Origin of the sequence: Stieleria maiorica, from assembly GCF_008035925.1 — a bacterium.
Taxonomy (GTDB): domain Bacteria; phylum Planctomycetota; class Planctomycetia; order Pirellulales; family Pirellulaceae; genus Stieleria; species Stieleria maiorica.
On sequence record NZ_CP036264.1, the window covers coordinates 1,220,264 to 1,242,178 of the forward strand.

The window sequence follows — 21,915 nt, forward strand, 5'->3', positions numbered from 1 at the left end:
ATCCCACAATGACCTGACAGGCTAGAAGCCTGTCCCACTCGGACCCCACCTCACCCTTCTCCGCCCGATTTGTTATGAACCCCAACATCGCCGCGTTGTTGAACCTGGTCGTCATGGATGCCATTTTTCTGTGCATCGTGTTGGCCGTTTTCGGATTGGTCGCCGGAACCAAACGCGCCGCCTTTGCAGTCATGAAACGCAACTTCGTCGGTTACTTCAGTAACCCGACCGGATATGTGTTTCTGTGCATCTTCGTTTTCCTGACATCCGTCGCCGCGTTCTGGCCCTATGAGTTTTTTAACCAGAACCTGGCGACGCTGGATCAGCTGAACTACTGGTACCCGTTGATCATGCTGGTCTTCATCCCGGCGATCACGATGAGCATTTGGGCCGAGGAAAAGCGGGCCGGGACGGACGAGTTGTTACTGACGTTGCCGGCCGACGACTTTGACATCGTGATCGGCAAGTACATGGCCGCAGCGGCGATCTTCACCGCGTCGCTGTTGTTCTCGCAGTTAAGCACCTTTGTCACGCTGACGATTCTGACCGACGGCGGACTGGACACCGGGCTGATCTTCACCACGTACATCGGGTACTGGTTTGTCGGGGTCACGATGATCGCGATCGGGATGGTCGCGTCGTTCTTGACCGGCAACCTGACGGTCGGGTTTATCTTGGGGGCGTTGTTCAACGCACCGTTGGCATTTGCTTCGCTGGCCGACTCGGTCGTCGGCAGCGGCGAGGCCGTGTTCGGAATCAATTGGGCGGAACTGATCAAGGAAAGCGGCATCGCCCGGCCGTTCGATGATTTCGGCCGCGGCGTCATCAGCACGTCGTCGGTGATCTACTTTGTGCTGGTCACCGTCGTCGCGCTCTACATGTGCATGGTGCTGATCGGTCGACGTCACTGGACCGGCGGCAAAGACGGCAACACGATGGCCTATCACTACCTTGGCCGCGTGATCGCCCTGTTGGTGGTCACCGCCAGTGCGGTCGTTCTGTTTCGCAACCGCGACGTCGTCCGCCATGACATGACCGAGGGCCAGGTCAGCTCGCTGGCCCCGGCGACGACCAAGTTGATCAAGAACCTGGAATCCGATCGGCCGATCAAAATCGACGCCTACATCAGCAAAGACATCCCCGAGATGTACGCTCGGACCCGCTACGAGTTGGTCAACTTGTTGAAAGAGTTCCAAAGCGAAGCGGCTGCCAGCGGGCGGACGATCGAAGTCAATTTGTTTGACGAAATCGACTTGTTCAGCGACGAAGCGGCTGAGGCGGCCGATCGATTCGGGATTGAGCCGGTCACGCGGATGGTTCGCGAACAGGGGTCGTACCAGCAGAAACGAATCATCATGGGCGCGGCGTTCCGCGCCGGCCTGGAAAAGGTCGTCGTGCCGATCTTTGAATACGGGATTCCGGTCGAATACGAACTGGTCCGCTCGATCAACACCGTCGCCCGCGGCGAACGCAAGCGAGTCGGGATCGTCCGCACCGACGCTCAACTGATGGGCGGCATGTCGATGGCCGGCATGCAAATGCGGCGGATCGAAAAGCACCCGTTGGTCGACGAGCTGAGCAAGCAGTACGAAGTCGAAGAAGTCAGTTTGGAAGCACCGATCGGGGTCGGCGTCTACGATGCCTTGTTCGTCGTCCAGCCGTCGTCGCTCGCACCACCGCAATTCGAACGGTTGCTCGAAGCCATCAAGGCGGGCGTTCCGACCGCGGTCTTTGAAGACCCGCTGCCCTACGCACGCCAAGACCTCACCGCGACGGGAGATGCGAAGCAACAGCCCGGCGGCATGTTCGGCATGGGCGGCGGCGGACAGCAGCCCAAGGGTGACATTCGCGAGCTGTGGGACATCTTGCAGCTGAAAAGCCAAGGGTCCCCGGGCGTGCAGTACTACAACAGCGACATCGTCTGGCAGGATTTTAATCCCTACCCGAACCTGGACATGAACGTCGATCCGTTCTGGGCGTTCATCGATGAAAACGCACCGGGCGTTGAACCCGGCCAGGCGCTCAGTTCGGCCAGCCCGATCACCGATGGGCTTCGACAAGTGTTGGCGCTCTACGCCGGGACGATCCAGCCGGCCGACGACGCGACACTCACCCACACGCCGATGCTGGCCACCGGAATGGTCAGCGGCACGCTGCCGGTCACCAAGATTGTGCAGATGATGCAGACCGGAATGGAAGGCTTGTCCGGGGCCATCGAAGGCGTGGCGCCCAATCAGGTGTTGGCAATGACCATCGAAGGCAAAAAGGCCGCCGAAGGTGCCGAGGCAACCGAAGGCGACCAGGCGGCGAAGGAGAACCCGATCCGCGTCGCCTACGTCGCCGACACGGACTTGATGCTGCCGGTGTTCTTGCAGATCCGGGCCGATCCCAACCAGGCGACCGATTTGCGTTTCCAATTCCAAAACGTCACGTTCCTGTTGAACACGATCGATTGGTTGACCGGCGAAACAGACTTCATCGACGTTCGCAAGCACGAACCGATCTTCGCCAGTTTGAAGATGATCGACGCGGTCAAAGAAGCCGCCAGCAGCGACGTCCGCGCCAAACGGAAGGAATTCCAGCGGCAGAGCGAAGAAGCGATTCGTGAAGCCGAAGAAGCTCGCGATGAACAGCTCAAAGAGCTGCGTGAGGAAGTCGCCGAGCTGCAAAAGAAAAGCAAGGACGGCAGCATTCCGCGACCGTTGATCGACGCCAAGTCGATCGAGTTTCAGACCAAGTCCGAACGGTTGCAACGAGCACTGGCGGTCAAACGCGAGAAGTTCGAACGTGAAGCCGAGCGGAACATCGCCAAGATCCAGCGTGAATCCGACCAGCAGGTCACCGCGATTCAAAACAAGGTCAAAGCCTATGCGGTGGTGCTGCCCTGTATCCCGCCGCTGGTCGTCGGCATCGTCGTGTTCGCATCACGCCGATTGCGAGAACGCGAAAACATCAGCAAGTCGCGGCTGAAATAGTTTTGAACCCGGCGCCGGCGGCAAGATCGCCCGCGCCCGTTTTTCACTCCCCACAACGTCAACAAGTCCGTTACGAGAGATTTGACGGTGAACGAAACACAAAAGACCGGAATTTTCTGGGGCGTCGCTGCCGTCGTGGCACTGATCGCTGCGATCGTCTCCTGGCCTTCGTCCGACAGCGATGACGGGGGGAATATCGGCAGCGTCGTCGGCACGCCGCTGTTTACCGAGTTCAAGGATCCGCTGACCGCCGCCAGTTTGAAGATCGTCACGTTCAATGAAGGCCAAGGTGAACTGAAGAATTTTGAAGTCCGCAAGGACCCCGAGTCGGGGTTGTGGACGATTCCGTCCAAGGGCGGCTACCCGGCCGACGCGATCGAACAGATGCGTGACGCCGCCAACGCCCTGGTCGGGCTGGACGTCTTGGACGTGCCGACCGACAACCCCGAAGACCACGCCGGAATGGGTGTGGTCGAACCCAAGCTGGAAGACTTGGATCCGGGCGACGAAGGCGTCGGGCGACTGGTCACGTTCAAGGACAGCTCGCAAAAGGTGATCGCCTCCTTGATCGTCGGCAACGAAGTCAAAGGGCAGGAAGGCCAAGTCTACGTGCGAAAACCCGGCCAAGATCCGGTCTACGTCGTCAAGCTGGACGATTCGCCGTTGTCCACCGATTTCGAAGAGTGGATCGAAGAGGACCTGTTGCAACTGAGCAGCATCGATATCGAGAACGTCGAGCTGAAGGACTACAACGCGTCGCTGGGTTTGCAAGGCGTCACGTTAACGAAAAATTATGACGTCGAGTTGGCCAAAGACGGCTCGACGTGGACCCTGGCGGCATTGAAGGAATACGACCAATCCAATCCGCTGGCCGAGCCGACGCTGGTCGAAATCGATCCGGACAAGGAACTCAATTCGCAAAAGTTGAACGACTTGGCCAACGCGCTGGACGATTTGAAATTCGTCGACGTCAATCGCAAGCCCGAAGGTATCAGCGCCAACCTGAAGGCCGACAAGGATTTTGCCGCCGATCAAGAGGCTGCAACCCAGCTCGCCGGACGCGGGTTTATCCCCGTCCCGCTGGGCCCCAACCGCGAAATCGAAATCCTGTCCGCCAACGGTGAACTGACCGCCACGACCAAAGAAGGCGTCAAGTACATCCTGCGGTTCGGCAACATCAGCGGGATCGCCGACGACGGCAAGGAAGGCGACGAAAGCCAGGCTGGCGATGAAGCAGAGGCAGCCGGTGGTGTGAACCGTTACTTGATGGTCAGCACCGTCGTCGATGAATCCAAATTCCCCGTGCCCGAACTGAAACCGATCCCCCAGACGCTTGAGGAGCTGGACGCGATCGATAGACCGGCGCCCCCGGCGGATGTCGAAATGCCACAGGAATTGAACACGCCCGAAGTGCCAGAGACCGCCGAACCGGAAATGAAGGAAGGCGACGGAGAAGCCGCGACCGATCAGGCTTCGGGTGAGGAGGCGACGGACGGCGAGAAGGAAGGCGCGAAATCGGAAGAGCCGGCGGCCGAAGAGCCCGCTACTGAAGAGCCCGCCGAAAAGGACGGCGAAGCAGAGTCGAGCGAGCCAGCGGAACCTGCGGACTCCGGTGACGGCGAATCCGCCGACGATGCCGAGCCCACCAGCGGACAGACCGACGCCAGCGGCGAAGGCGAATCGACCACCGTCGGTGAAGCCCAAGAGGAAGTCGAAGAAGCTGAAGAATCAGACGAGCAATCTTCGGAAGCATCCCCTGAGGAAGACGGCGAAGACGATGCAAGTGAAGCGGCCGAAAGCGAAACCGCCCAGCCTGCTGAAACGCCCGATCCGGCGGCCAGTGAAGTCGAAGAAACCGAAGAGGAGAAGCTGGAGCGACTGGCCGCGGTGCAAGAGAAGATCACCAAGGAGAACGAACGCATGCTGGAAGACCGCAAGGAGAAACTCCAGCAGGCTCGTTTGACCAGCCAGGCGCTGAACGAACGCTTCGCCGATTGGTACTACGTGATCCCCGAGGCGACGTATTCCAAGCTGCGAATCAGTCGCGAAGAGCTGTTCGAAAGCCCCGCCGCCGCCGCCCCCGATCCCGCCGCCATGCCGCCGGGATTGCAGAACATGCAGTTCCCCGGCCTGCCGGGCAACTGATTCCACAGTCGCAGAACTCGCCAACCGCTCGTTGATTGAATGAGCCGTAAGACGCTAGCCCATTGGCACCTACTTGATGAGCCGACGGCGCTAGCCGCGGGCCTTGGATTGCCCTTCGAGACTTGTAAGGCCCGAGGCTAGCGCCTACGGCTCAATTTGTGATCGATAGTAGGTGGCATTGGGCGCTAGCCTACGGGTCCCGGTGCAGGCCAAGGCCAATTGGCCAACGGCCATAAACATCGGCCCGGTCCAAGGTTCATTCTGTCTCGGACCGTTGGCCAAAACGGAGAACGTTGCACGCGGTCTTGCTGGCGACTGGGCGAGCAGAGTTCCACCGGCCGCTGGCTGGAACGCAGTCGTGGTGTGCCAGCCAACCGCCGATCAGTGCCGCTCTCTCAATCGACGGTGTTCTTGCGCTGTCGCGTTCTTCGCAGCGTCAGCCCCATCAATCCCGTGGCAAAGATGGCCAGCGAAGTGGGCTCCGGCACCACGTGCTGCAGCGTGTGGTTGTCGATCGCGATTCCACCCGTGATGTCGATGTTGGTGAACCACGAATATCGGGCGCCTCCGGTCGTGGTGATCGGGTCGCCCCCGGTTCTGGTTTCCGTAAACAGAAGGGTGCCGCTGCTGTCAAGCAAGTTCAGATCACCAAACAGGTCTCCTGATTCTTCGCGGAAGATGTGTTCGAAGGTGTACCAGCCGCTGCTTGTCACGGCGAAATGGTTGAGCGTCTCCAGGTCTTCGCGTGGATCAAAGTTGGTGTTGTTGCTGCCACCGACCAGTAGGTTGCCGGTCGAAGTGTCTTGCGTCACGTGAAAGATAAAATCTTGTTGATGACCACCCGATGAAGTGCTCATCGCCGTCGAGTAGTCGAAACCTTCGCCCGATGCCCAGCTCGTATCCAGGTAGATATCAACCGCGACGCGAATACCGCCGGGCCAAGCCGTGTTGCTGTTGGAGTCGGCAAAATTGGAGAAGGGTCCGGAAAGCCCGACACCCGGGGTGTTGGTTTGACTCGCCGTGGCATGGAAGGACCCTGAACTGGAGGGGATCCCATTGGTCCCGGATGCGACCCGTTGCAGGTCCCCGGTCCAACCATTGTTCTGGTCGAACCAACCGTTGGTGTCGGTCTCAAATCCTTGGCTGTAAATCGTTCCGGCGATCAGCTGTTGCGACGACCAGATCAATGAGAGTCCTAAGGCCAAAACTGTAACTCGTTTTCTCATTCGTTTCCTCGCTGGGGAATTCGCTAGATGGGCTTGGCCGACTCGACCGCAAGCCCTTAGTAAAGGAAGGGGGATTCACGCCTCCAGAGGGGTGGCAAATGGTCTTGCGGAGGGGGCTCGGTGTGTGTGATGTTAATTCGTTCCTACCCGCGTTGCAACTTGCACAGCCGCTACAACGCAGCCGACCAGAAGAGACACGAACCTCGGTCCTTGTAATTTGATCGAGCGCAGCTCGTTGCCCCTGGCCGGTCGAGGTACTCAAAGGCCCAGGAATCCCAGAAGAGTGATTGCGGGGGGGGGCGGGCCCGGTAGCATAGTGTTGTGTTGTGTTCTACGCCGTTGCCGTGCTGTCGAGGGGCCGTCCGATCATGTCAATCTCTTGCTTCGCCCCGTCATGCCGTTGGGCTCGCCATCGTGGTGCGAAAAGAGGTGTGAGTTGGCGTGCGGTTTTTTCACTGGTTGTGATGCTTGGCGTCTCGGGCGTTTCGTCGGCCGAGACCGACGTGCTTGACGCCGACGAGGTCCGTCGGGAGGGATGGAAGGTGCGTCCCTACATCTACGGCAAAGAATTGGTTTACAAGATCCATGCGCGTACGATCGGTCGTGCCAAGGACGGTGCCAAAGGCGGAACGATCTATGCGAATTATCCCGATGTCTTGCAACGTGGAACGCGCGAGTTGACCCTCGGTCGACCGATGGCAGGGCGAACCTACATACCGTCGCGTCTGTTGCACTTTCAACCGAATGCCGGCGAACCCCACACCGACGAAGACCCGTTGTTGACCTTCTTTCAGGGGTTTGATGGACGCAAAACCAATACCTACGTGCGACGACTTCTGCATGACTATCAGACTAGGCAACACATTCATTCATCGGGGACGGAGCAGATCGGCAGTGCGGTTGCTGCTTTTAAAGCCGATCCGATGGTTCGCCTGCTGATCAATCGGACGGAACCGTTTCAAGGTTTGCCCATCAAGGAATACAACTTTGTTGAATTGAAGGATCAAATCAAAGCGGAGCGGGTCGAACATCCGGCGGACGCAAACGCGATTCGGGTCTCGTCGACCGATCCAGCGGTTGAGTCCTACACGATTGTCAGTTCCGCTCCGGAGCACCTGATTTTAGAGCGGAGGCTGTATTATCCCGACGGCCCCTTCGTTATTGAGGTTTCGAAGTTGACCAGTTTTGATGGACACCGATATCCCGGTCGCGCGACATATCGGGAGTTGAATCGCGATGGATCGTTCGGCTGGGAGGCAACGATTGAACTGATCTCTGTCGAAAGCATCGATGTCGACAAGACGGAATGGATCCCGCCGTGGCCGGCAGGGACGGAGTGGAAGCGAGAGCAAGATCGAAAGCATTTTGAAGTGCCATACACCGAAGAGCAATTGCGCCAGATTCAGGCGGCGGGATTGGCCAGGAGCCGCTCCGACACATCCGAGGGTCGTCCTGAGAGCGTTGTGGTTGATCCACAGGTCCGCGATGATGAACCAGACGGGCGCTCGGCAGCATCGGATGGCAGGTCGTTCTACTTTTACGCAAACTTCATGCTCGTTGCCATCATCGCGCCGTTGTTGGCGTACCGGCTGTGGCCCAAGAAAGAGGCAATGTCATGAATGGCGAACTCGCACCTTCCGCGGGACCTGTCGATTTTCCCGAGGCAGCATTTCAGTCGCCGTGGATGATGGTTGCGCTCACTCTGATCGCTGTTTGGTTGTGCATCAACGCAACGAAGATTAGCCGCAGTAACCAATTGGTTGTCGGTGTTGTCGCGAGCGCGGCACTGATTTTCGCGTTCCTGTTCACGCGATCGAAATTAGAAGTGGTCGAGAGCAGGCCGACGTCGCGCGTGGACGGAGGCCCTCTGAGATTTGAGCAAACCGAGTACGATTTCGGCAAGTTGGTCGAGGGCCAAAGTGAAACTAAGCTGGTGCACCTGGTTAACGTGACGGGACATGACATCCAACTCAAAGAGATGCGAACGAATTGTGTCTGCACAACGGCGACGCCCATCGAAACCGTCGTTCCGGCCAATGGAAAGATTGGCGTGAACGTTTCTTTCTCATCGATGCTTGAAGGTGCAAATCGTTACGCCATCAAGGCCATCGGGCTCGAAGGACAGGAGGCAAGATGCGAGGTTGTCTTTAAGGGGTCGAGCCCGCTGAATATCGCTCCGGAAAGGCACTTTTTCGGGGCCTTTTCCTATTCAACGGAACCGACAAAGTTGCGCGTGTTGGATGTGGAATTGACTCATTTCTACGGCAAAGCAATCGGCGACGTGGGGATTGGGCCCGTCGGCGAGGACGAGCCGTTTTCGATCTCGGTCGCTAGGGTTTACGGAGAGAATCGCCAACGCGTTGAGTTGGAGTTTGGTTTGAATTCTGATGTTCACTACGAGGGATTCGTGTTTCAAGACGTGCCGTTGGTCGTCGAACTAGACGGGCAGCCTGCGACGGCGTTTCTTAATGTGGGGGCGGACTTTGTGGAGTGACCGGAATCGATGCTGGGGATTTAACTCGCGGCCCACCCTCAAAATCAAATGTAGGCGGAGCGTTACGCCGCCTTTTCGCTGCGTTGGATGCGGGTCACGTGCAGCAAAGACAAATGCTCCGTCGTTTCACCGCCGTCGGTAGTGACGTACAGCCAGTGTTTGGCCAACAGTGCGGTCTCAGGGTGCTTGACCGTGACATGCGTCCCATCGCTCATGACGACCGTGAACGGAACGAAGGGCTGCGCGTTGAGCCTCTTTTTTAGTTCCGCTTGCATGTCGCTCTCGCCTCGCGTGAGGTCTTGGGGGAGTGTCGTCTGTGACGATGATAGCTGAAGATTTTTTATTAATGATCTGGATGCTGTATCGAGACGTGGGGCGCGGCCGTGGAGAACAGGCGGAATCATTCAAAGCTGACTTCGATCCCTTCGGTCGCCCTTTGTTTCGTCCCCATCTTCCTGCTCTTTCTTGTCCCCAACGTGAAGTTGCTCGGGCTGGCCGTCACATTTCTAGTGGCGGTGTTGTTTTCCTTTCACGGCCTTGCGCAGGCTCTGCTTGTTTCGTTCGAATTCAAGCTGCGTCGCCGCGGTGTGGCTGTGCCGGATGCTGCGCCGGTTCGGGGCGCGTTGGAAGCCGATGGGGTTGGTCCGGCGATCGGTCTAGGTCGGGAAACAGAAATGTCCCACGGATGGCAAGGCGTACCCACGGATCTAGAGCTGTTTTCCATCCGTGGGTTCGCGCTGCTATCCGTGGGCCGAATGTTCGCACCCTCAGCGAAATCATTCCGCGTTGGATCGTCGACTCACAGCCGCCATCGGGCGACGAACCTCGAGTGACATCAGCCGATTCGCGCAAGCGTTCGGGCCCAGCGTTGATGGAGGCCCAGCGTTGATGGAGGCCCGTAGGCTGGCGCCAAACGGCTGATCCCATGAGAGGTTTCGCGGAATCGAAAACGCCGAAGTCTTACGAACGAAAACGCGGGAATTGCGCAGGCCAGGCGTAGCCTTGGGTGATAGGGGGTGTGCGGCAAGGGCCACACCCCAGTGCGTTCCAAGGCGGAGCCTGGGAACGAGGAAGAGAGGCGCAACGGGAAAGAATGACGCCGATGCACCTCGCTGTGCTCGACCCTCCCTGACGCGGGAGGGTTTGGTGGCTGAAGGCCGTTGCTACTTGGCTGCGGCGAAGCGAGCGGCGACGGCGTCCCAGTCGACGACGTTCCAGAAGGCGCTGATGTAATCGGGGCGACGGTTTTGGTAGTTCAGGTAGTAGGCGTGCTCCCAAACGTCCAGTCCCAGGATCGGCGTGCCGCTGATCCCGGCGATGTCGGCGCCCATCAGCGGGCTGTCTTGGTTGGCCGTGCTGCCGACCTTCAGCGTTCCGCCGTCGACGTACAGCCACGCCCAACCGCTGCCGAAGCGGGTCGCGGCGGCGTTGTTGAATTGTTCCTTCATCGCGTCCAGGCCGCCGAAGGTGGAGTCGATCGCAGCGGCCAGATCGCCGCTGGGGCTGCCGCCTTTGCCGGGGCCCATCACGGTCCAGAACAGCGAGTGGTTGGCGTGTCCGCCGCCGTTGTTTCGCACCGCACCTTGCTTGTCAGCCGGCACGCTGGCCAGATCCGCGATCAGGTCTTCAATGGATTTAGAGCCCAGGTCGGTGCCTTCGATCGCCGCGTTGACTTTGGTCACGTAGGCGTTGTGGTGCTTGCCGTGGTGGATCTCCATCGTCTTGGCGTCGATGTGAGGTTCCAGGGCGTCCAGGGCGTAGGGGAGTTCGGGTAGTGAGTAAGCCATCGCGAGCTTTCTCCGAGTAGAGGGTGGTTGTTCAGTGTTTCGTCCCGCATTGATGCACGTCCCACGTTCGGGGGCGAGACTTCGTCAGTAAAAACGATAACGACCGCGGCAAGCGTGCGCAAGAGGGCCGGGGCTGGTGGTGCAGGCATTCGCCGGCGTCGGCGTCGGGCGATCGACGTACGATGGCCCTTCCGGGCCGTCGTGGAGAGACCCGCGGACGACGACCCGGAAGGGACGTCGTACGGATCCAGGGGAGTCGCCTAAAGGCTAAACACCAACGCGTCGGCGTCCAGTGAGGCCTACAGTTGGGCTTCGATCGCTTTGACCAGTTCGGGGTCGCTGGGTTTGGTGCGGGGGGCGAATCGGTTGATCAGATTGCCTTCGCGGTCGACCAGGAACTTTTCAAAGTTCCAGCTGACGTTGCCCTTTCCGGCCGGCTGGACGTCCTTGCTGGTCAGGTACTTGTACAGCGGCGTGGCGTCGTCTCCGTTGACGTCGATCTTGCTGAACATCGGGAACGAGACGTTGTAGCGGGAGTTGCAGAACTCTTTGATCTCCGCTTCCGTCCCCGGTTCTTGGCTGCCGAATTGGTTGCAGGGGAATCCGAGCACGACGAAGCCTTTGCTTTTGTACTTGCCGTACAACTCTTCCAGGCCTGCGTACTGTGGTGTCAATCCGCACTGGCTGGCGGTGTTGACGATCAGGACCACGTTGCCTTCGTAGTCCTCCAGGTCGACCTGTTTGCCGTCGATGTCGTTCATTTTGAAATTCAGGGCGCATTCGTGGTCGTGCTTCGCTTCGCCCGTGGCGGCTTTATCGGCGTGGGTCATCGTGCTGAGGGCTCCGAGGCAGAGGACGGCGGAGAGGAACAATCGCATGGGAAGGGCTCGTTGGGTTGTTGGGGGGAAAGAAAGCGAGTGGGTGTCCGAGGGGATTGTTGCAGGTTCGACAGGAAGTCAAGGACTGACTTTTTGAACAATTTTTCACTTCTGCGTGGAGTATAGCGGGGGTGCCAGTGGCGAGGGGGGGCCGCGGGGATTACGTTTGGCATCTACTCATTTAACGCCGTAATTACTTGACTTGGGCGGCCGTTAGTGGCAGCATCCCGACCGCCTCCCGAATCTCGTTTCCCCCGAACTGATACTGAAGATGGAAAACCGTAAAAAGCTACTTACCGCAGGGTTTTTGACCCTGATTGCCGCAGGGATCGGTTTTGCGGTCCGCGCCGGATTGCTGGATATCTGGTCCAAGCAATACGGGTTTACCATGACCGAGCTCGGCCAGATCACCGGTGGGGGGTTGCTGGGTTTTGGTCTGGTGATTCTGTTTGCCGGCCTGCTGGTCGACTTTGTCGGCTACAAGACGCTGCTGGTCATCGCGATGGCCTGTCACCTGATTTCGGCGGTCATGCTGTTCTCGGCCACGCCGGTGTTCAACGCGGCCGGTAAGGATGCGGTTTACAACATCTTGTTTTGGTCGGCGTTCATTTTCGCGGTCGGCAACGGGATTTGCGAGGCGGTGATCAATCCGCTGACCGCAGCGATCTATCCCGAACAAAAGACCCACTACCTGAACATTCTGCACGCCGGTTGGCCCGCCGGATTGGTGCTGGGGGGATTGATTGTCTTCCTGAAGGGCAGCGTCGGCTGGGAGTTGTTGTTGGCGACGTATTTGATCCCCGTCGCGATGTATGGATTCATTTCGGTCAAAGAGACATTTCCGCAGACCGATGCCCAGCAGGGGACAATTTCCTACGGCGGGATGTTCGCCAACTTGATCGGTCCGTTTTTCGTGATCCTGCTTCTCGCCCACGCCTGTGTCGGCTACGTGGAACTGGGTACCGACAGCTGGATCAACAAGATCACCGGCGGCATCTTGAACAGTGCGTTTCTGGGGACCGCGTTGTTCATCTACACGTCGTTGCTGATGACGGGGCTGCGGTTCTTTGCCGGCCCGATCGTCCACAAGATCTCGTCGCTGGGGCTGTTGTTGATCAGCGCCTGCATCGGTGCGTGTGGGTTGTACTTGATCAGCATCGGCGACAGCGTGCCGTTCATGTTCTTCGCCGCCACCGTGTACGCCCTGGGCAAGACCTTCTTGTGGCCCACCATGTTGGGCGTCGTCGGGGAACGGTTCCCGCAAAGTGCGACCGTCGCGATGGCGTTGATGGGATTCATCGGGATGACGTCGGCCGGTTTGCTGGGTGGTCCGGGGATCGGCTACAAGCAAGACTACTTTGCGTCGCAGTACATCCAGGAGAACGCTCCGGAGACCTTCGCGCGGGTCAAGGCACCCAATGAAAACAAGTTCCTGGTGTTCCCCGCGATCACCGGAATCGACGGTGCCAAGGCCGGGATGTTGGCCGACAACGGCGAATCGATCACCTCGGACGTGGAAATCGCCGGCGATCGCATCAGCGAAGAGGAATTCAAGGGGCTGCGTGCCCAAATGGAATGGTGGCAGGCGAACAAGGAGTATGCATCGGTCGATGCCGCGCCGGTCGCCGAGGCGACGCTGTACGGTAGCCGGATGGCGATTCGCGTGACTGCCCTGGTGCCGGCGACGATGGCGGTGCTGTATCTGATTCTGTTGTTCGGTTTCAAGGCTCCCAAGCACGTCGACACCGAGGAGGCCGAGGAGATCGCCCAGACGGGGCCTGCGGAGTATTGATCGGTCTCGCGGTCTGAAACCCACGAGTGACACGCCCCGATTGCTCAGCGATCGGGGCGTTTTTTCTTGGATTTTGCGGTCCCAAGCTGGGTCCCCTAAGCAATTCGCTCGCCACCGTTTAGAATCCCGCCTTCGTTTTCCATTGACACCCCCATTTCCCTCCCCCCGAATCAGTAAGACCCGTGCTACGCACCCACAACTGCGGAGAGCTCCGCAAAGAACACGTCGGAACCGAAGTCACTCTTTGTGGGTGGGTCGAGAATAAACGTGATCACGGCGGCGCCGTGTTCATCGATTTGCGTGACCGCTACGGATTGACCCAGGTCGTGATCGGGCCGCCCGAGGCGGACCAGGCCAAGATCGATGCGGCCGGGCACGTCGGTGCCGAAAGCGTGATTCTGGTCCGAGGCAAAGTCGCCGACCGCTTGGAAGGCAAGACGAATGACAAACTGGCGACCGGAGCGATCGAGGTCCGTTGCCCCGAATTAAAAGTGCTGAACGCCTGCCAGACCCCGCCGTTCACGCCGGGCCAGTCGGATCTGCCCGGTGAGGATCTGCGGCTGAAGTACCGCTTTTTGGACCTGCGACGCCCCGAAATGCAGCGGGCGCTGGTGCTGCGCAGCACGATCATCAAGGAGATGCGGGACTACTTCGCCGAGCACGACTTCATCGACGTCGAGACGCCGATCCTGGGACGCAGCACACCCGAAGGCGCCCGCGACTACCTGGTCCCCAGCCGCGTCCATCCCGGCAACTTCTACGCGCTGCCGCAATCCCCGCAGCTGTACAAGCAGATCCTGATGGTCGCCGGATTTGATCGCTACGTCCAAGTCGCCAAGTGTTTCCGCGATGAAGACCTGCGTGCCGATCGCCAGCCCGAATTCACCCAGTTGGATCTGGAAATGTCCTTCGTCGATGCCGACGACATCATGGGCTTGATCGACGGGCTGGTCGCGAAAACCGCCAAGAACGTGCTCGGCAAAGACGTCCAACTGCCGTTGCCGCGGATGACCTATGACGAGGCCATGCGGCGGTTCGGGCACGACGCACCGGACTTGCGATTCGGCATGGAAATCGTCGATGTAACGTCGGTCGCCAAGAAGACCGAGTTCCGCGTCTTCCGGGCGACCGCCGACGCCGGCAACTTCGTCCGCGGCATCCGCGCCGAAGGAGCAGCGGAAAAATACTCGCGGCGCCAGATCGATGAGCTGACCGAATTCGTCAAGGACTTCGGCGCCAAAGGACTCGCCTGGTTCCGCGTCGAAGAAGATGGTTCGCTGTGGAGTCCGGTGGCCAAGAACTTTGACGCCGAGCACCTGGCAGAGATCAAGAGCTTGATGGCCGGAGAACCCGGTGACTTGTTGATGTTTCTGGCCGACAGCTGGGAAGTCACCTGCAAGGGCTTGTACGCGCTGCGAAAACGGTTGGGTGCGGAGCTGAAGCTGTATGATTCGGAACAGTTGCACTGCAGCTGGGTGACCGAGTTTCCGATGTTCGAGCGGGACGAGGAATCGGGCCGTTGGGTGGCGATGCACCACCCCTTCACCGCGCCGCTGGAAAGTGACCTGGAAAAGCTCGATAGCGACCCGGCGGCCTGTCGCGCCCAGGCGTATGACTTGGTCATCAATGGCAGCGAAGCGGGCGGCGGCACGATCCGGATCCACGACCAGCAGACTCAATCGAAGGTGTTTGGGTTGCTGGGGATCGACGAGCAAACCGCCGAAGACCGGTTCGGGTTCCTGCTCAACGCGCTGCGGTTCGGTGCACCGCCCCACGGCGGGATCGCCTTGGGGGTCGACCGCTGGGTGATGCTGTTGGCCGGACTGGAAAACATCCGCGAAGTGATCGCGTTCCCCAAGACGCAGAAGGCGTCCGACCTGATGACCGAAGCCCCCGGCGCGGTCGACCAGGATCAGCTGACCGAACTGCATTTGCGTAGCCTGGCGAAGAAAGCCGAGTAGAATTGAGGCTGCTATCTGCGGAGACGTGGGATAGGTTTCCAGCCTACCGATGCTTTCGGAGAGTCGCCGTGTTCTCCGAACTCGGCGAGCTGCGAAAAGTCGCCGTGTTCTCCGAACTCGGCGCGGGCGCGAAAAAGCTTTGCCCCGCGCCGACCTCGGAGAGGGCTGCGACTGTCCAGCCCATTCAAAAACCAAGCCGCGGTAGACTACGAAAAGCCTATCCCACGGATTCCCCCCACCTGCCTCCATCCCACCACAAGGACAATCGAGATGCGACGACGAACTGCACTTCAAGCCATGGGCGCACTCGGTGCGGTCGGGCTTTCCGCGGCAACGCCTTGGGCCTGCGTGCGTGCCGAATTCGGCGAGAACACGAATTGGATCCGCAAGACGCTGAAGATCGGCATGATCGGCGTCAAGGGCTCGTTGGAGGAGAAGTTCAAAGCGGCCAAAGAGGCCGGGTTTGAAGGCGTGGAGGTCAACGTCCCGGGGATCGATGCCGATGAAATCAACAAGGCGTCCGAAGCGTCCGGATTGATCGTCGACGGCAGTGTCGGCGGCACGCACTGGAACATTCGCCACAGCGATCCCGATGCGGCGGTTCGCGCCCAAGCCCTGGATAAACTGAAACGCGGGATCGAAGAGACCGCTGCGGTCGGCGGCGATTCCTGCTTGCTGGTCGTCGGGCACGGTAAAGACGGCACGCACGAAGAGGTCTACCAACGTTCCAGCGACAACATTCGTGCCGCCCTGCCGACCGCCGAAAAACACAACGTCGCGATCTTGGTCGAAAACGTCTGGAACCATTTTCTGTACGACCACGACGGCGGCAGCGATCAATCGGTCGAGCCGCTGGCGAAGTACATCGATCAGTTCGACTCGCCCCTGGTCGGATTGCAGTTCGATCTTGGTAACCATTGGAAATACGGCGACGTGGCCCAGTGGGTGCGCGACCTGGGGCCGAGGATCAAGAAGCTGGACATCAAAGGATTCTCACGAGCGGAGGGCAAGTTCACCAAGATCACCGAGGGCGACGTCGATTGGCCGGGGATCGAAGCGGCGCTGCGCGAGATCGGTTTCAAAGGCTGGTGCGCGGCAGAAGTCGGCGGCGGTGACCTGGCACGATTGAAGGAAATCGCTGCGAACATGGAAGCCGCCCTGCACTGCTCGGTCAACGCTTAGGGCGTCAACGCCACGTTATCACTTGTTCCCAGGCTCCGCCTGGGAACACACGGTCCGGGAGGCTCCGCCTCCGGACCAGGCACAACGTGTGGCAGGAGCCACACCGGCACTGCGTTCCAAGGCGGAGCCTGGGAACGAGGTGTAGGGCCATCGTACTTATCCGAATTCTCCTACCGCCGGACCGACGTGACTGAGCCAAGCGACAACCGTCCCTGTCATGTTTCGGTGATGCCCGCGGAGATCGTTCACTGGGTCAGCGAGTGTTCGCCGAACGTGGTGGTCGATGGGACGTATGGGGCCGGTGGTCATTCGCGTCTGTTGTTGGATGTGGTCGGCGAGGGTGGCTTGGTGATCGGGCTCGATCGCGATCCGGCGGTGCTCGCCCGCGTCGAATCCGAACCAGCGGTGGATCGGTTGTCGGTGTTTTTGGGCAGCTATGAAAAGACCGCTGCGGCGCTCCAGGCCAGCGGGTTGGAGTATGCCGATGCGATGGTCTTGGACCTCGGTTTGTCGAGTGACCAGTTGGCTGATCGCGATCGCGGATTCAGTTTCCAGCACGACGGTCCGCTGGACCTGCGGTTCGATCCGGAGAACGGGATCCCGGCGAGTGAATGGCTCGCCAGGAACGGCGAAAAAGCGATCGCCGATGCGATCTATCAGTTCGGTGAAGAGCGATTCAGTCGGCGGATCGCCAGGGAGATCGTTGCCCGGGCGAAGCGTCGCGAGCCGGTGCGAACGGTTGCCGAACTGGTCGAGATTTGTCGTCGTTGTGTCCCGCGTGGCAAGCACCACGACATCCATCCGGCGACGCGGACGTTTCAGGCGTTACGGATCGCGGTCAACGAGGAATTGGACATCCTGTCACGGACACTGCAGCAGGCGCCGGAGTGGTTGTCATCTGGCGGACGGATCGCCGTGATCAGTTTTCATTCGCTGGAGGATCGGATCGTCAAGAACGCGTTTCGTGATGACGATCGCTGGAACGTGTTGACCAAGAAGCCACTTCGGCCGAGTGAGGAAGAGGTCGCGGAAAATGCGCGAGCCCGCAGTGCAAAGCTGCGTGTGGCCGAGCGGATCTAGCGGGTGTAATTAGAAAGCCGCATCCGTTTCAGAGGGGGCTACCTTCGCGAGCGTTCGCGACCGGGCACGTCGTGTACCCGGTCCGTGAGGTTTTCGGAGATGACATTTGCGGAGGACTCCGTGCCATCAACGATCGTCAGCCCGTGGCCGCAAGCTGACCGCGTGAACCCCACGCGAGGCGAACTCGCGGAAGATAGGTCGATCGAAACGACGGCGCGGTGCCGGAGCGGTTTACCAGGGCCTCCTTTTCCGCAAACCGAAAGATAGCAATGGTTTACGTTCCGGGGGCGGTTACCCCGCGGCCACCTGTTTCGCGTCGATTCGACTCGATCGGTAGCCTTAGAGTACGCCTCTGGCCGGTGCGGTCAACCGCAGATTTTTGAGTTTTGGGGCGGCCAAAGCGGGCCGGCGGCGGTAACTCGTTGAGCGATGACGAGTTAAGTCTCAAGCACGGCTCGCCGACTTTTTTCCGCGCTCTGGCCCGCTGCGGAGCAGTCGTTAAATCGGGTGGTTTTCAGGCCCGCCGGGCGCGTGTTTTCAAGACGGCGTATTCGGCGACCGAGTCGGCTTGGAGCTTTCGCAGTGCGGACTGGCGTCTGCGGTCGACCGTCCGTGGGCTGATTTCCAGCTGTTGAGCGATTTCGCGGTTGGGGCGGCCCTCGATGGCCAGGTCGAGGACGGCTTTTTCTTCGTCGGTGAGATGATCCAGACGCTGTCGGGCCGAGCGTAATTCCTGCCGATCTATGTACGCTTGTTCACTTGAGCGCATGGCGGCATGAATTTCGTCCGCCAACGCCTGCAGTTCGAAGGGTTTTTCGACCACACTGACGGCCCCCAGTTTCATCGCATCGACGGCCGTCGGCACATCGGCAAAGGCCGTCAGCAGGATGACGGACAGACAGGTGCCGCGCTCGTTGAGTCGTTTGAGCAGTTCCACGCCGCCGATTCGGGGCATGCGAAGGTCGGTGATCACGCAGCCGACTTCGTTTTCCGAGGTGGCCTGCAGCAGATCCTCGGGGCGGTCGAAGGTACGGGGCGAAAAACCCAGGGCCCGCAGTGATTCGGCAAGTGTCGCGAGCAGTTCGGTTTCGTCGTCGACGATGTACAGTCGACTTGCTTGATCGGGGGCACCGAGTTCGTTCACCGGATTCGTGCTGGTCAGCGACATGTTGGTCGTTCAATGGGTTGGAGTGATGAACAACATTGGCTCACATCATAGTCTACCAAAAACGGCTTGGCTTCGGAGGATTGGCCGTCGTGAAGGGAAAATTTAGCGCCGGCTAATTCGGCCCGGCGGCGAGATCGGCGACACTTCGACTGGATCGTCAACGTGACCACTAGCGGAGATCGTGGAGCGTCTGGTTTGCGGTTTTGCCGGCGCGCTTGACCGCATCCAGGGCGGCGTTACACGATTGCAGCAGATCGTCTTGCAGCGGGTGGTCGCCGCCGCGTTGCAGCTTGATCGAGATCAGTTCAATCGTCATCGAAGCGATCGAGAGATCGTTGTTGATTTGGTGCAGCGACTGCCGGGTTCGAATTCGGGCTTCGGAATCCATCTCAACGGAACCGGCCCTTGAGAAAATCATTCATGCGTCCGATGGTGACTTCGGACGAGTCGACGCCGTCGAGCAGTTGTTTGCCCAGGTCCTCCAGCAGCCCATCGGCCTTGGCGGTCAACGATTGCGCCGCGACTTGTTGTTGGTTGAACCAGCCGACCAGTTTGGCTTGTTCCTGATCGAACGTCTGCTGCAGTTTTTGTTTCATCTGCTGTTTCGACGCGGCGAGTTGTTGCTTGATGGCGGTATCGGCGGCGTCACGCAGGATGTCACCCAGGTTGGTGTCCATGTTCATGGTCAAGCGTTCCCATCGGCCTTCGAATCCGGCGTCGATGGTCACGGTGTCGACGGCGGCCAAGCTTTCGCGCAAGGCTTGGGTGGCCGAGAGCGATTCGTATTTGGAATCGACATCCAGTTCCAATCGGACACCGGTCTGTTTGCTGACCAAGCGGCCTTGGACCTGGTCGCCTTCGCTGCGCATTTGAACCCAGACCTCGCGTCGGCCTCCGCTGAGTGTCACCATCGCGCGGCCGTCGTCGCCGAGCCGGACATCCGACGCGTCGGATTGTGGCCAGTGCAATGTCAATCGATCGATGTCCGAGTGGTTGCGCCGGTCTCGGATGTAGTCGACGTTGACAACTTGTGGGCCTTCGAGTTGCAATTGTGCCCGCAGCGGTTCGGCCAACAACTGTGGATCCGGCGTCAGGTTTTCGACGGTCCCGGTCATTGAGTAGGCGTTGCCATCGGCGCGCATCAAGCCTTGGACTTTCAAGCGGCGAACCAAGATGCTCGGTTGTCGTGTGGTGCCGAGCAAGTCGATGTCGATCCCGCGTCCACGTTCCGTTTCCGGCGCGACGATCGTGTAATTGGCCAACGTCCGTCCGCCTTCCCAGTAGTCGCGGATCGTGGCGATCTGGTTTTGCACCGCCTGGCTGATCAGGTCGATGCCGAAGTTCTGAGACTCGTTGAGATCGCCGGGGATGTATTGATCGATGCGGTCCAGGTCGATTTGTTTGGCTTGTTGCAACGACGCGACGTCGGCTCGGAACTGATCCGGGACGGCGTCCAGTGCTGCCAGGATGGACTTCAGTTCGGCACGCGTTTCATCGGCCAGAGAGACGGTCTTGCCGATTTTGTCCCAATCGCGAAGCGGGTTATCGATGTCACGCGCGTTGGATTTGAAATCGCGGACCTTTTGTTCCAGTGCGGCGGCACGTTTGGCAAGCGAGTCGTATTCACGTTCCCAGCGGGTTTTGATCGCTTCGCTGCGGCGCACGGTTTCTAAATCTTTGGCCGCCTGTTCGGCCTGGTCGCCCAGTTGATCGGTGATGCCGCCGAGCAGACCTGCCAGCACACCGGGCTTGTCGGACATGCTCGGTGAGGCGTCTTCCTGTGGCTGATCCAGGTGTCCGCTGGTGTCTCGTTTGGCGCCGATTTGCAGGCCCGTGATGCTGCCCTCGCGGGCGACCCAGCGACGGTGCAGGATCGCATCGCCGTCGAGCGCCAATTCGATCGTGTCGGCGCGAAAGGCGTCGCGCATCGCTTTGGCATCGCGGGGGTCGGCGACGTGAAAGTCTTCGTACCGAATCGTCGGTGGAAACAGTTTGACGTGCGCCGCCCCGATCTCCACCTTCGCGCCCGTCGCGGCCTGCAAGCCTTGGACGGTCACGTACTTGGCGACCGGCCCCATGCCGACGCCGAACAGCACCAGTACAGCCGCAACGATCAACAGTCGTGTTACTACAAATCGCCAGCGAATCATCCTGCCGCTTTCCTTTCCTGAGAGTGACGCAATTGGCGAAGCAGATAGTTGAGCGCTTCGTCGGTCGGTGGTTTGCTCGCGCGATCGGCGACGCCACCGTGGGACCCGTCGGGCATTGCTTCGTCGTCGTGGAAGTCTTTCATTCGGATCACGTCGATCCGAGTGTGGACGGAAACCATTTGTTCGTTGGAGGGGATTTTGTCCGCCGTGTCCGTTCCAGCGGCGATCGACGCCGCGTCGGTCGCCGCGTTGTCGCCGTGCTGATGAGCCGTTTCGATCGGGATAAAGATCGGTTCGGTGGCAAGCAGGTCGTCGATCGGATCGGTCGCCGGACGGGTTCGTCGCGCTGTCGTCGTGTCGGCTTGGGCGGCGGCAAACCGCGGCGGCGGAACCGCATCCTGTTGGTCGATCATCAGCGCGACCGAGTCGGGCGCCTTGTCGGTCTCGGGCACCATCCCGGCGGACGATCGCTGGGGTGTGGGTGTATCATGCTGGTCGTCGCGGCGATTGCTGGCAGAGGTGGTCGCCGAGGCCGCGGGAGTTTCCGCCGGGGCGTCGGCTTCGTCGGTCACCGATTCCGCGGACACCGTTGCCGGGGCGACCAAGCGGAACAGGGGCAAGCACAGCGCGAAGATAGGAAGCACCGAAGCAGTCCCGATCACAAAGCTGCCCAGCACGACGGTGTTGTTCAGATCCGTCCACGGGACCACTGGGAACGCCCACGCCTGCTTGGCCCACTCGCTGCCGGTCGGGTGTGTCAGCATGTACTCGCCGACCAGATGCGAGTACGGATCCAGTCGAGTCGCCAGAAATGAAGCCGCGATCGCAACCACACCCATCAGGGCATGGTTGACCTTAAAGCACACCAAGGCCAGCAAAACGATCAGCGCCAGCAGGTTGCCGTGCGGGATGATTCCCAGCAGCACGCCCAATGCAACTCCGCCGGCCAATTGGTGCGGGTAGCGTCGCCCCGCAATCGCTTTCCGGACGTTGTTGATCAGCTTGAGCGAGAATATGACCATTGCAGTGCGCCTCCATGCGCACAATTCACTTTCGGGCATCCATCACAGGGGCTTA

At 59.8% G+C, this 21,915-nt stretch carries 16 protein-coding genes; 8 read left to right on the forward strand and 8 right to left on the reverse strand.

The window, feature by feature from the left end:
* The first annotated feature begins 74 nt into the window (after positions 1-74).
* Both Mal15_RS03855 and Mal15_RS03860 read left to right on the forward strand, forming a co-directional pair.
* Complete coding sequence (locus Mal15_RS03855; RefSeq protein WP_147866551.1) at positions 75-2,975, forward strand: Gldg family protein; 2,901 nt, start codon at positions 75-77, stop codon at positions 2,973-2,975.
* Between the two features lie 87 nt (positions 2,976-3,062).
* Positions 3,063-5,120 carry a DUF4340 domain-containing protein gene (locus Mal15_RS03860; RefSeq protein WP_147866552.1) on the forward strand — a complete coding sequence of 686 codons (2,058 nt, stop codon included), beginning with the start codon at positions 3,063-3,065 and terminating at the stop codon, positions 5,118-5,120.
* 395 nt (positions 5,121-5,515) lie between these two features.
* On the opposite strand, the gene Mal15_RS03865 is transcribed toward Mal15_RS03860, so the two are convergent.
* A complete protein-coding gene (locus Mal15_RS03865) occupies positions 5,516-6,346 on the reverse strand; it encodes a PEP-CTERM sorting domain-containing protein (RefSeq protein WP_147866553.1) in 831 nt (276 codons plus the stop codon).
* Between the two features lie 464 nt (positions 6,347-6,810).
* On the opposite strand from Mal15_RS03865, the gene Mal15_RS03870 reads away from it, so the two are divergent.
* Together Mal15_RS03870 and Mal15_RS03875 are read left to right on the forward strand one after the other, a co-directional pair.
* Complete coding sequence (locus Mal15_RS03870; RefSeq protein WP_147866554.1) at positions 6,811-7,965, forward strand: hypothetical protein; 1,155 nt, start codon at positions 6,811-6,813, stop codon at positions 7,963-7,965.
* Complete coding sequence (locus Mal15_RS03875; RefSeq protein ID WP_147866555.1) at positions 7,962-8,840, forward strand: Ig-like domain-containing protein; 879 nt, start codon at positions 7,962-7,964, stop codon at positions 8,838-8,840. The genes Mal15_RS03870 and Mal15_RS03875 overlap by 4 nt, the downstream gene beginning before the upstream one ends.
* 62 nt (positions 8,841-8,902) lie before the next feature.
* On the opposite strand, the gene Mal15_RS03880 is transcribed toward Mal15_RS03875, so the two are convergent.
* The 3 genes from Mal15_RS03880 to Mal15_RS03890 form a co-directional block, all read right to left on the reverse strand.
* Positions 8,903-9,115 (reverse strand): hypothetical protein, encoded by a 213-nt coding sequence (locus tag Mal15_RS03880; RefSeq protein ID WP_147866556.1) that lies wholly within the window; start codon positions 9,113-9,115, stop codon positions 8,903-8,905.
* Positions 9,116-10,003: 888 nt separating this feature from the next.
* The gene (locus Mal15_RS03885; protein WP_147866557.1) at positions 10,004-10,627 is read right to left on the reverse strand and encodes a superoxide dismutase; all 624 of its coding nucleotides are present in this window, start codon (positions 10,625-10,627) and stop codon (positions 10,004-10,006) included.
* A gap of 299 nt (positions 10,628-10,926) precedes the next feature.
* The gene (locus Mal15_RS03890; protein WP_147866558.1) at positions 10,927-11,505 is read right to left on the reverse strand and encodes a glutathione peroxidase; all 579 of its coding nucleotides are present in this window, start codon (positions 11,503-11,505) and stop codon (positions 10,927-10,929) included.
* A gap of 271 nt (positions 11,506-11,776) precedes the next feature.
* Between Mal15_RS03890 and Mal15_RS03895 the strand changes: the two genes are divergently transcribed.
* The 4 genes from Mal15_RS03895 to rsmH all read left to right on the forward strand — a co-directional run bounded on the left by Mal15_RS03895 (position 11,777) and on the right by rsmH (position 17,520).
* The gene (locus Mal15_RS03895) at positions 11,777-13,297 is read left to right on the forward strand and encodes an MFS transporter (RefSeq protein WP_147866559.1); all 1,521 of its coding nucleotides are present in this window, start codon (positions 11,777-11,779) and stop codon (positions 13,295-13,297) included.
* 182 nt (positions 13,298-13,479) lie between these two features.
* Positions 13,480-15,258 (forward strand): aspartate--tRNA ligase, encoded by a 1,779-nt coding sequence (gene aspS, locus Mal15_RS03900; RefSeq protein ID WP_147866560.1) that lies wholly within the window; start codon positions 13,480-13,482, stop codon positions 15,256-15,258.
* A 270-nt stretch (positions 15,259-15,528) separates the two neighbouring features.
* Complete coding sequence (locus tag Mal15_RS03905; RefSeq protein WP_147866561.1) at positions 15,529-16,440, forward strand: sugar phosphate isomerase/epimerase family protein; 912 nt, start codon at positions 15,529-15,531, stop codon at positions 16,438-16,440.
* A gap of 186 nt (positions 16,441-16,626) precedes the next feature.
* Entirely contained in the window at positions 16,627-17,520 is an 894-nt protein-coding gene (rsmH, locus tag Mal15_RS03910) for a 16S rRNA (cytosine(1402)-N(4))-methyltransferase RsmH (RefSeq protein WP_315854287.1), read from the forward strand.
* A 514-nt stretch (positions 17,521-18,034) separates the two neighbouring features.
* Here rsmH and Mal15_RS03915 read toward each other — a convergent pair.
* The 4 genes from Mal15_RS03915 to Mal15_RS03930 form a co-directional block, all read right to left on the reverse strand.
* A complete protein-coding gene (locus Mal15_RS03915; RefSeq protein WP_147866562.1) occupies positions 18,035-18,688 on the reverse strand; it encodes a response regulator transcription factor in 654 nt (217 codons plus the stop codon).
* A gap of 169 nt (positions 18,689-18,857) precedes the next feature.
* Positions 18,858-19,076, reverse strand: a complete 219-nt coding sequence (locus tag Mal15_RS03920) for a hypothetical protein (protein WP_147866563.1) — start codon at positions 19,074-19,076, stop codon at positions 18,858-18,860.
* 1 nt (position 19,077) lies between these two features.
* Positions 19,078-20,838 carry a TIGR03545 family protein gene (locus Mal15_RS03925; protein ID WP_147866564.1) on the reverse strand — a complete coding sequence of 587 codons (1,761 nt, stop codon included), beginning with the start codon at positions 20,836-20,838 and terminating at the stop codon, positions 19,078-19,080.
* Complete coding sequence (locus tag Mal15_RS03930; protein WP_167546625.1) at positions 20,835-21,860, reverse strand: TIGR03546 family protein; 1,026 nt, start codon at positions 21,858-21,860, stop codon at positions 20,835-20,837. Before Mal15_RS03930 ends, Mal15_RS03925 begins: the two co-directional genes overlap by 4 nt.
* Positions 21,861-21,915: the final 55 nt, after the last annotated feature.

Bases quoted from the DNA above. Each gene is read 5' to 3' on its own strand.
- Mal15_RS03855 (WP_147866551.1), top strand. From the start codon at position 75: ATGAACCCCAACATCGCCGCGTTGTTGAACCTGGTCGTCATGGATGCC.
- Mal15_RS03865 (WP_147866553.1), bottom strand. From the start codon at position 6,346: ATGAGAAAACGAGTTACAGTTTTGGCCTTAGGACTCTCATTGATCTGG.
- Mal15_RS03870 (WP_147866554.1), top strand. From the start codon at position 6,811: ATGCTTGGCGTCTCGGGCGTTTCGTCGGCCGAGACCGACGTGCTTGAC.
- Mal15_RS03875 (WP_147866555.1), top strand. From the start codon at position 7,962: ATGAATGGCGAACTCGCACCTTCCGCGGGACCTGTCGATTTTCCCGAG.
- Mal15_RS03880 (WP_147866556.1), bottom strand. From the start codon at position 9,115: ATGCAAGCGGAACTAAAAAAGAGGCTCAACGCGCAGCCCTTCGTTCCG.
- Mal15_RS03885 (WP_147866557.1), bottom strand. From the start codon at position 10,627: ATGGCTTACTCACTACCCGAACTCCCCTACGCCCTGGACGCCCTGGAA.
- Mal15_RS03890 (WP_147866558.1), bottom strand. From the start codon at position 11,505: ATGCGATTGTTCCTCTCCGCCGTCCTCTGCCTCGGAGCCCTCAGCACG.
- Mal15_RS03895 (WP_147866559.1), top strand. From the start codon at position 11,777: ATGGAAAACCGTAAAAAGCTACTTACCGCAGGGTTTTTGACCCTGATT.
- Mal15_RS03905 (WP_147866561.1), top strand. From the start codon at position 15,529: ATGCGACGACGAACTGCACTTCAAGCCATGGGCGCACTCGGTGCGGTC.
- Mal15_RS03915 (WP_147866562.1), bottom strand. From the start codon at position 18,688: ATGTCGCTGACCAGCACGAATCCGGTGAACGAACTCGGTGCCCCCGAT.
- Mal15_RS03920 (WP_147866563.1), bottom strand. From the start codon at position 19,076: ATGGATTCCGAAGCCCGAATTCGAACCCGGCAGTCGCTGCACCAAATC.
- Mal15_RS03925 (WP_147866564.1), bottom strand. From the start codon at position 20,838: ATGATTCGCTGGCGATTTGTAGTAACACGACTGTTGATCGTTGCGGCT.
- Mal15_RS03930 (WP_167546625.1), bottom strand. From the start codon at position 21,860: ATGGTCATATTCTCGCTCAAGCTGATCAACAACGTCCGGAAAGCGATT.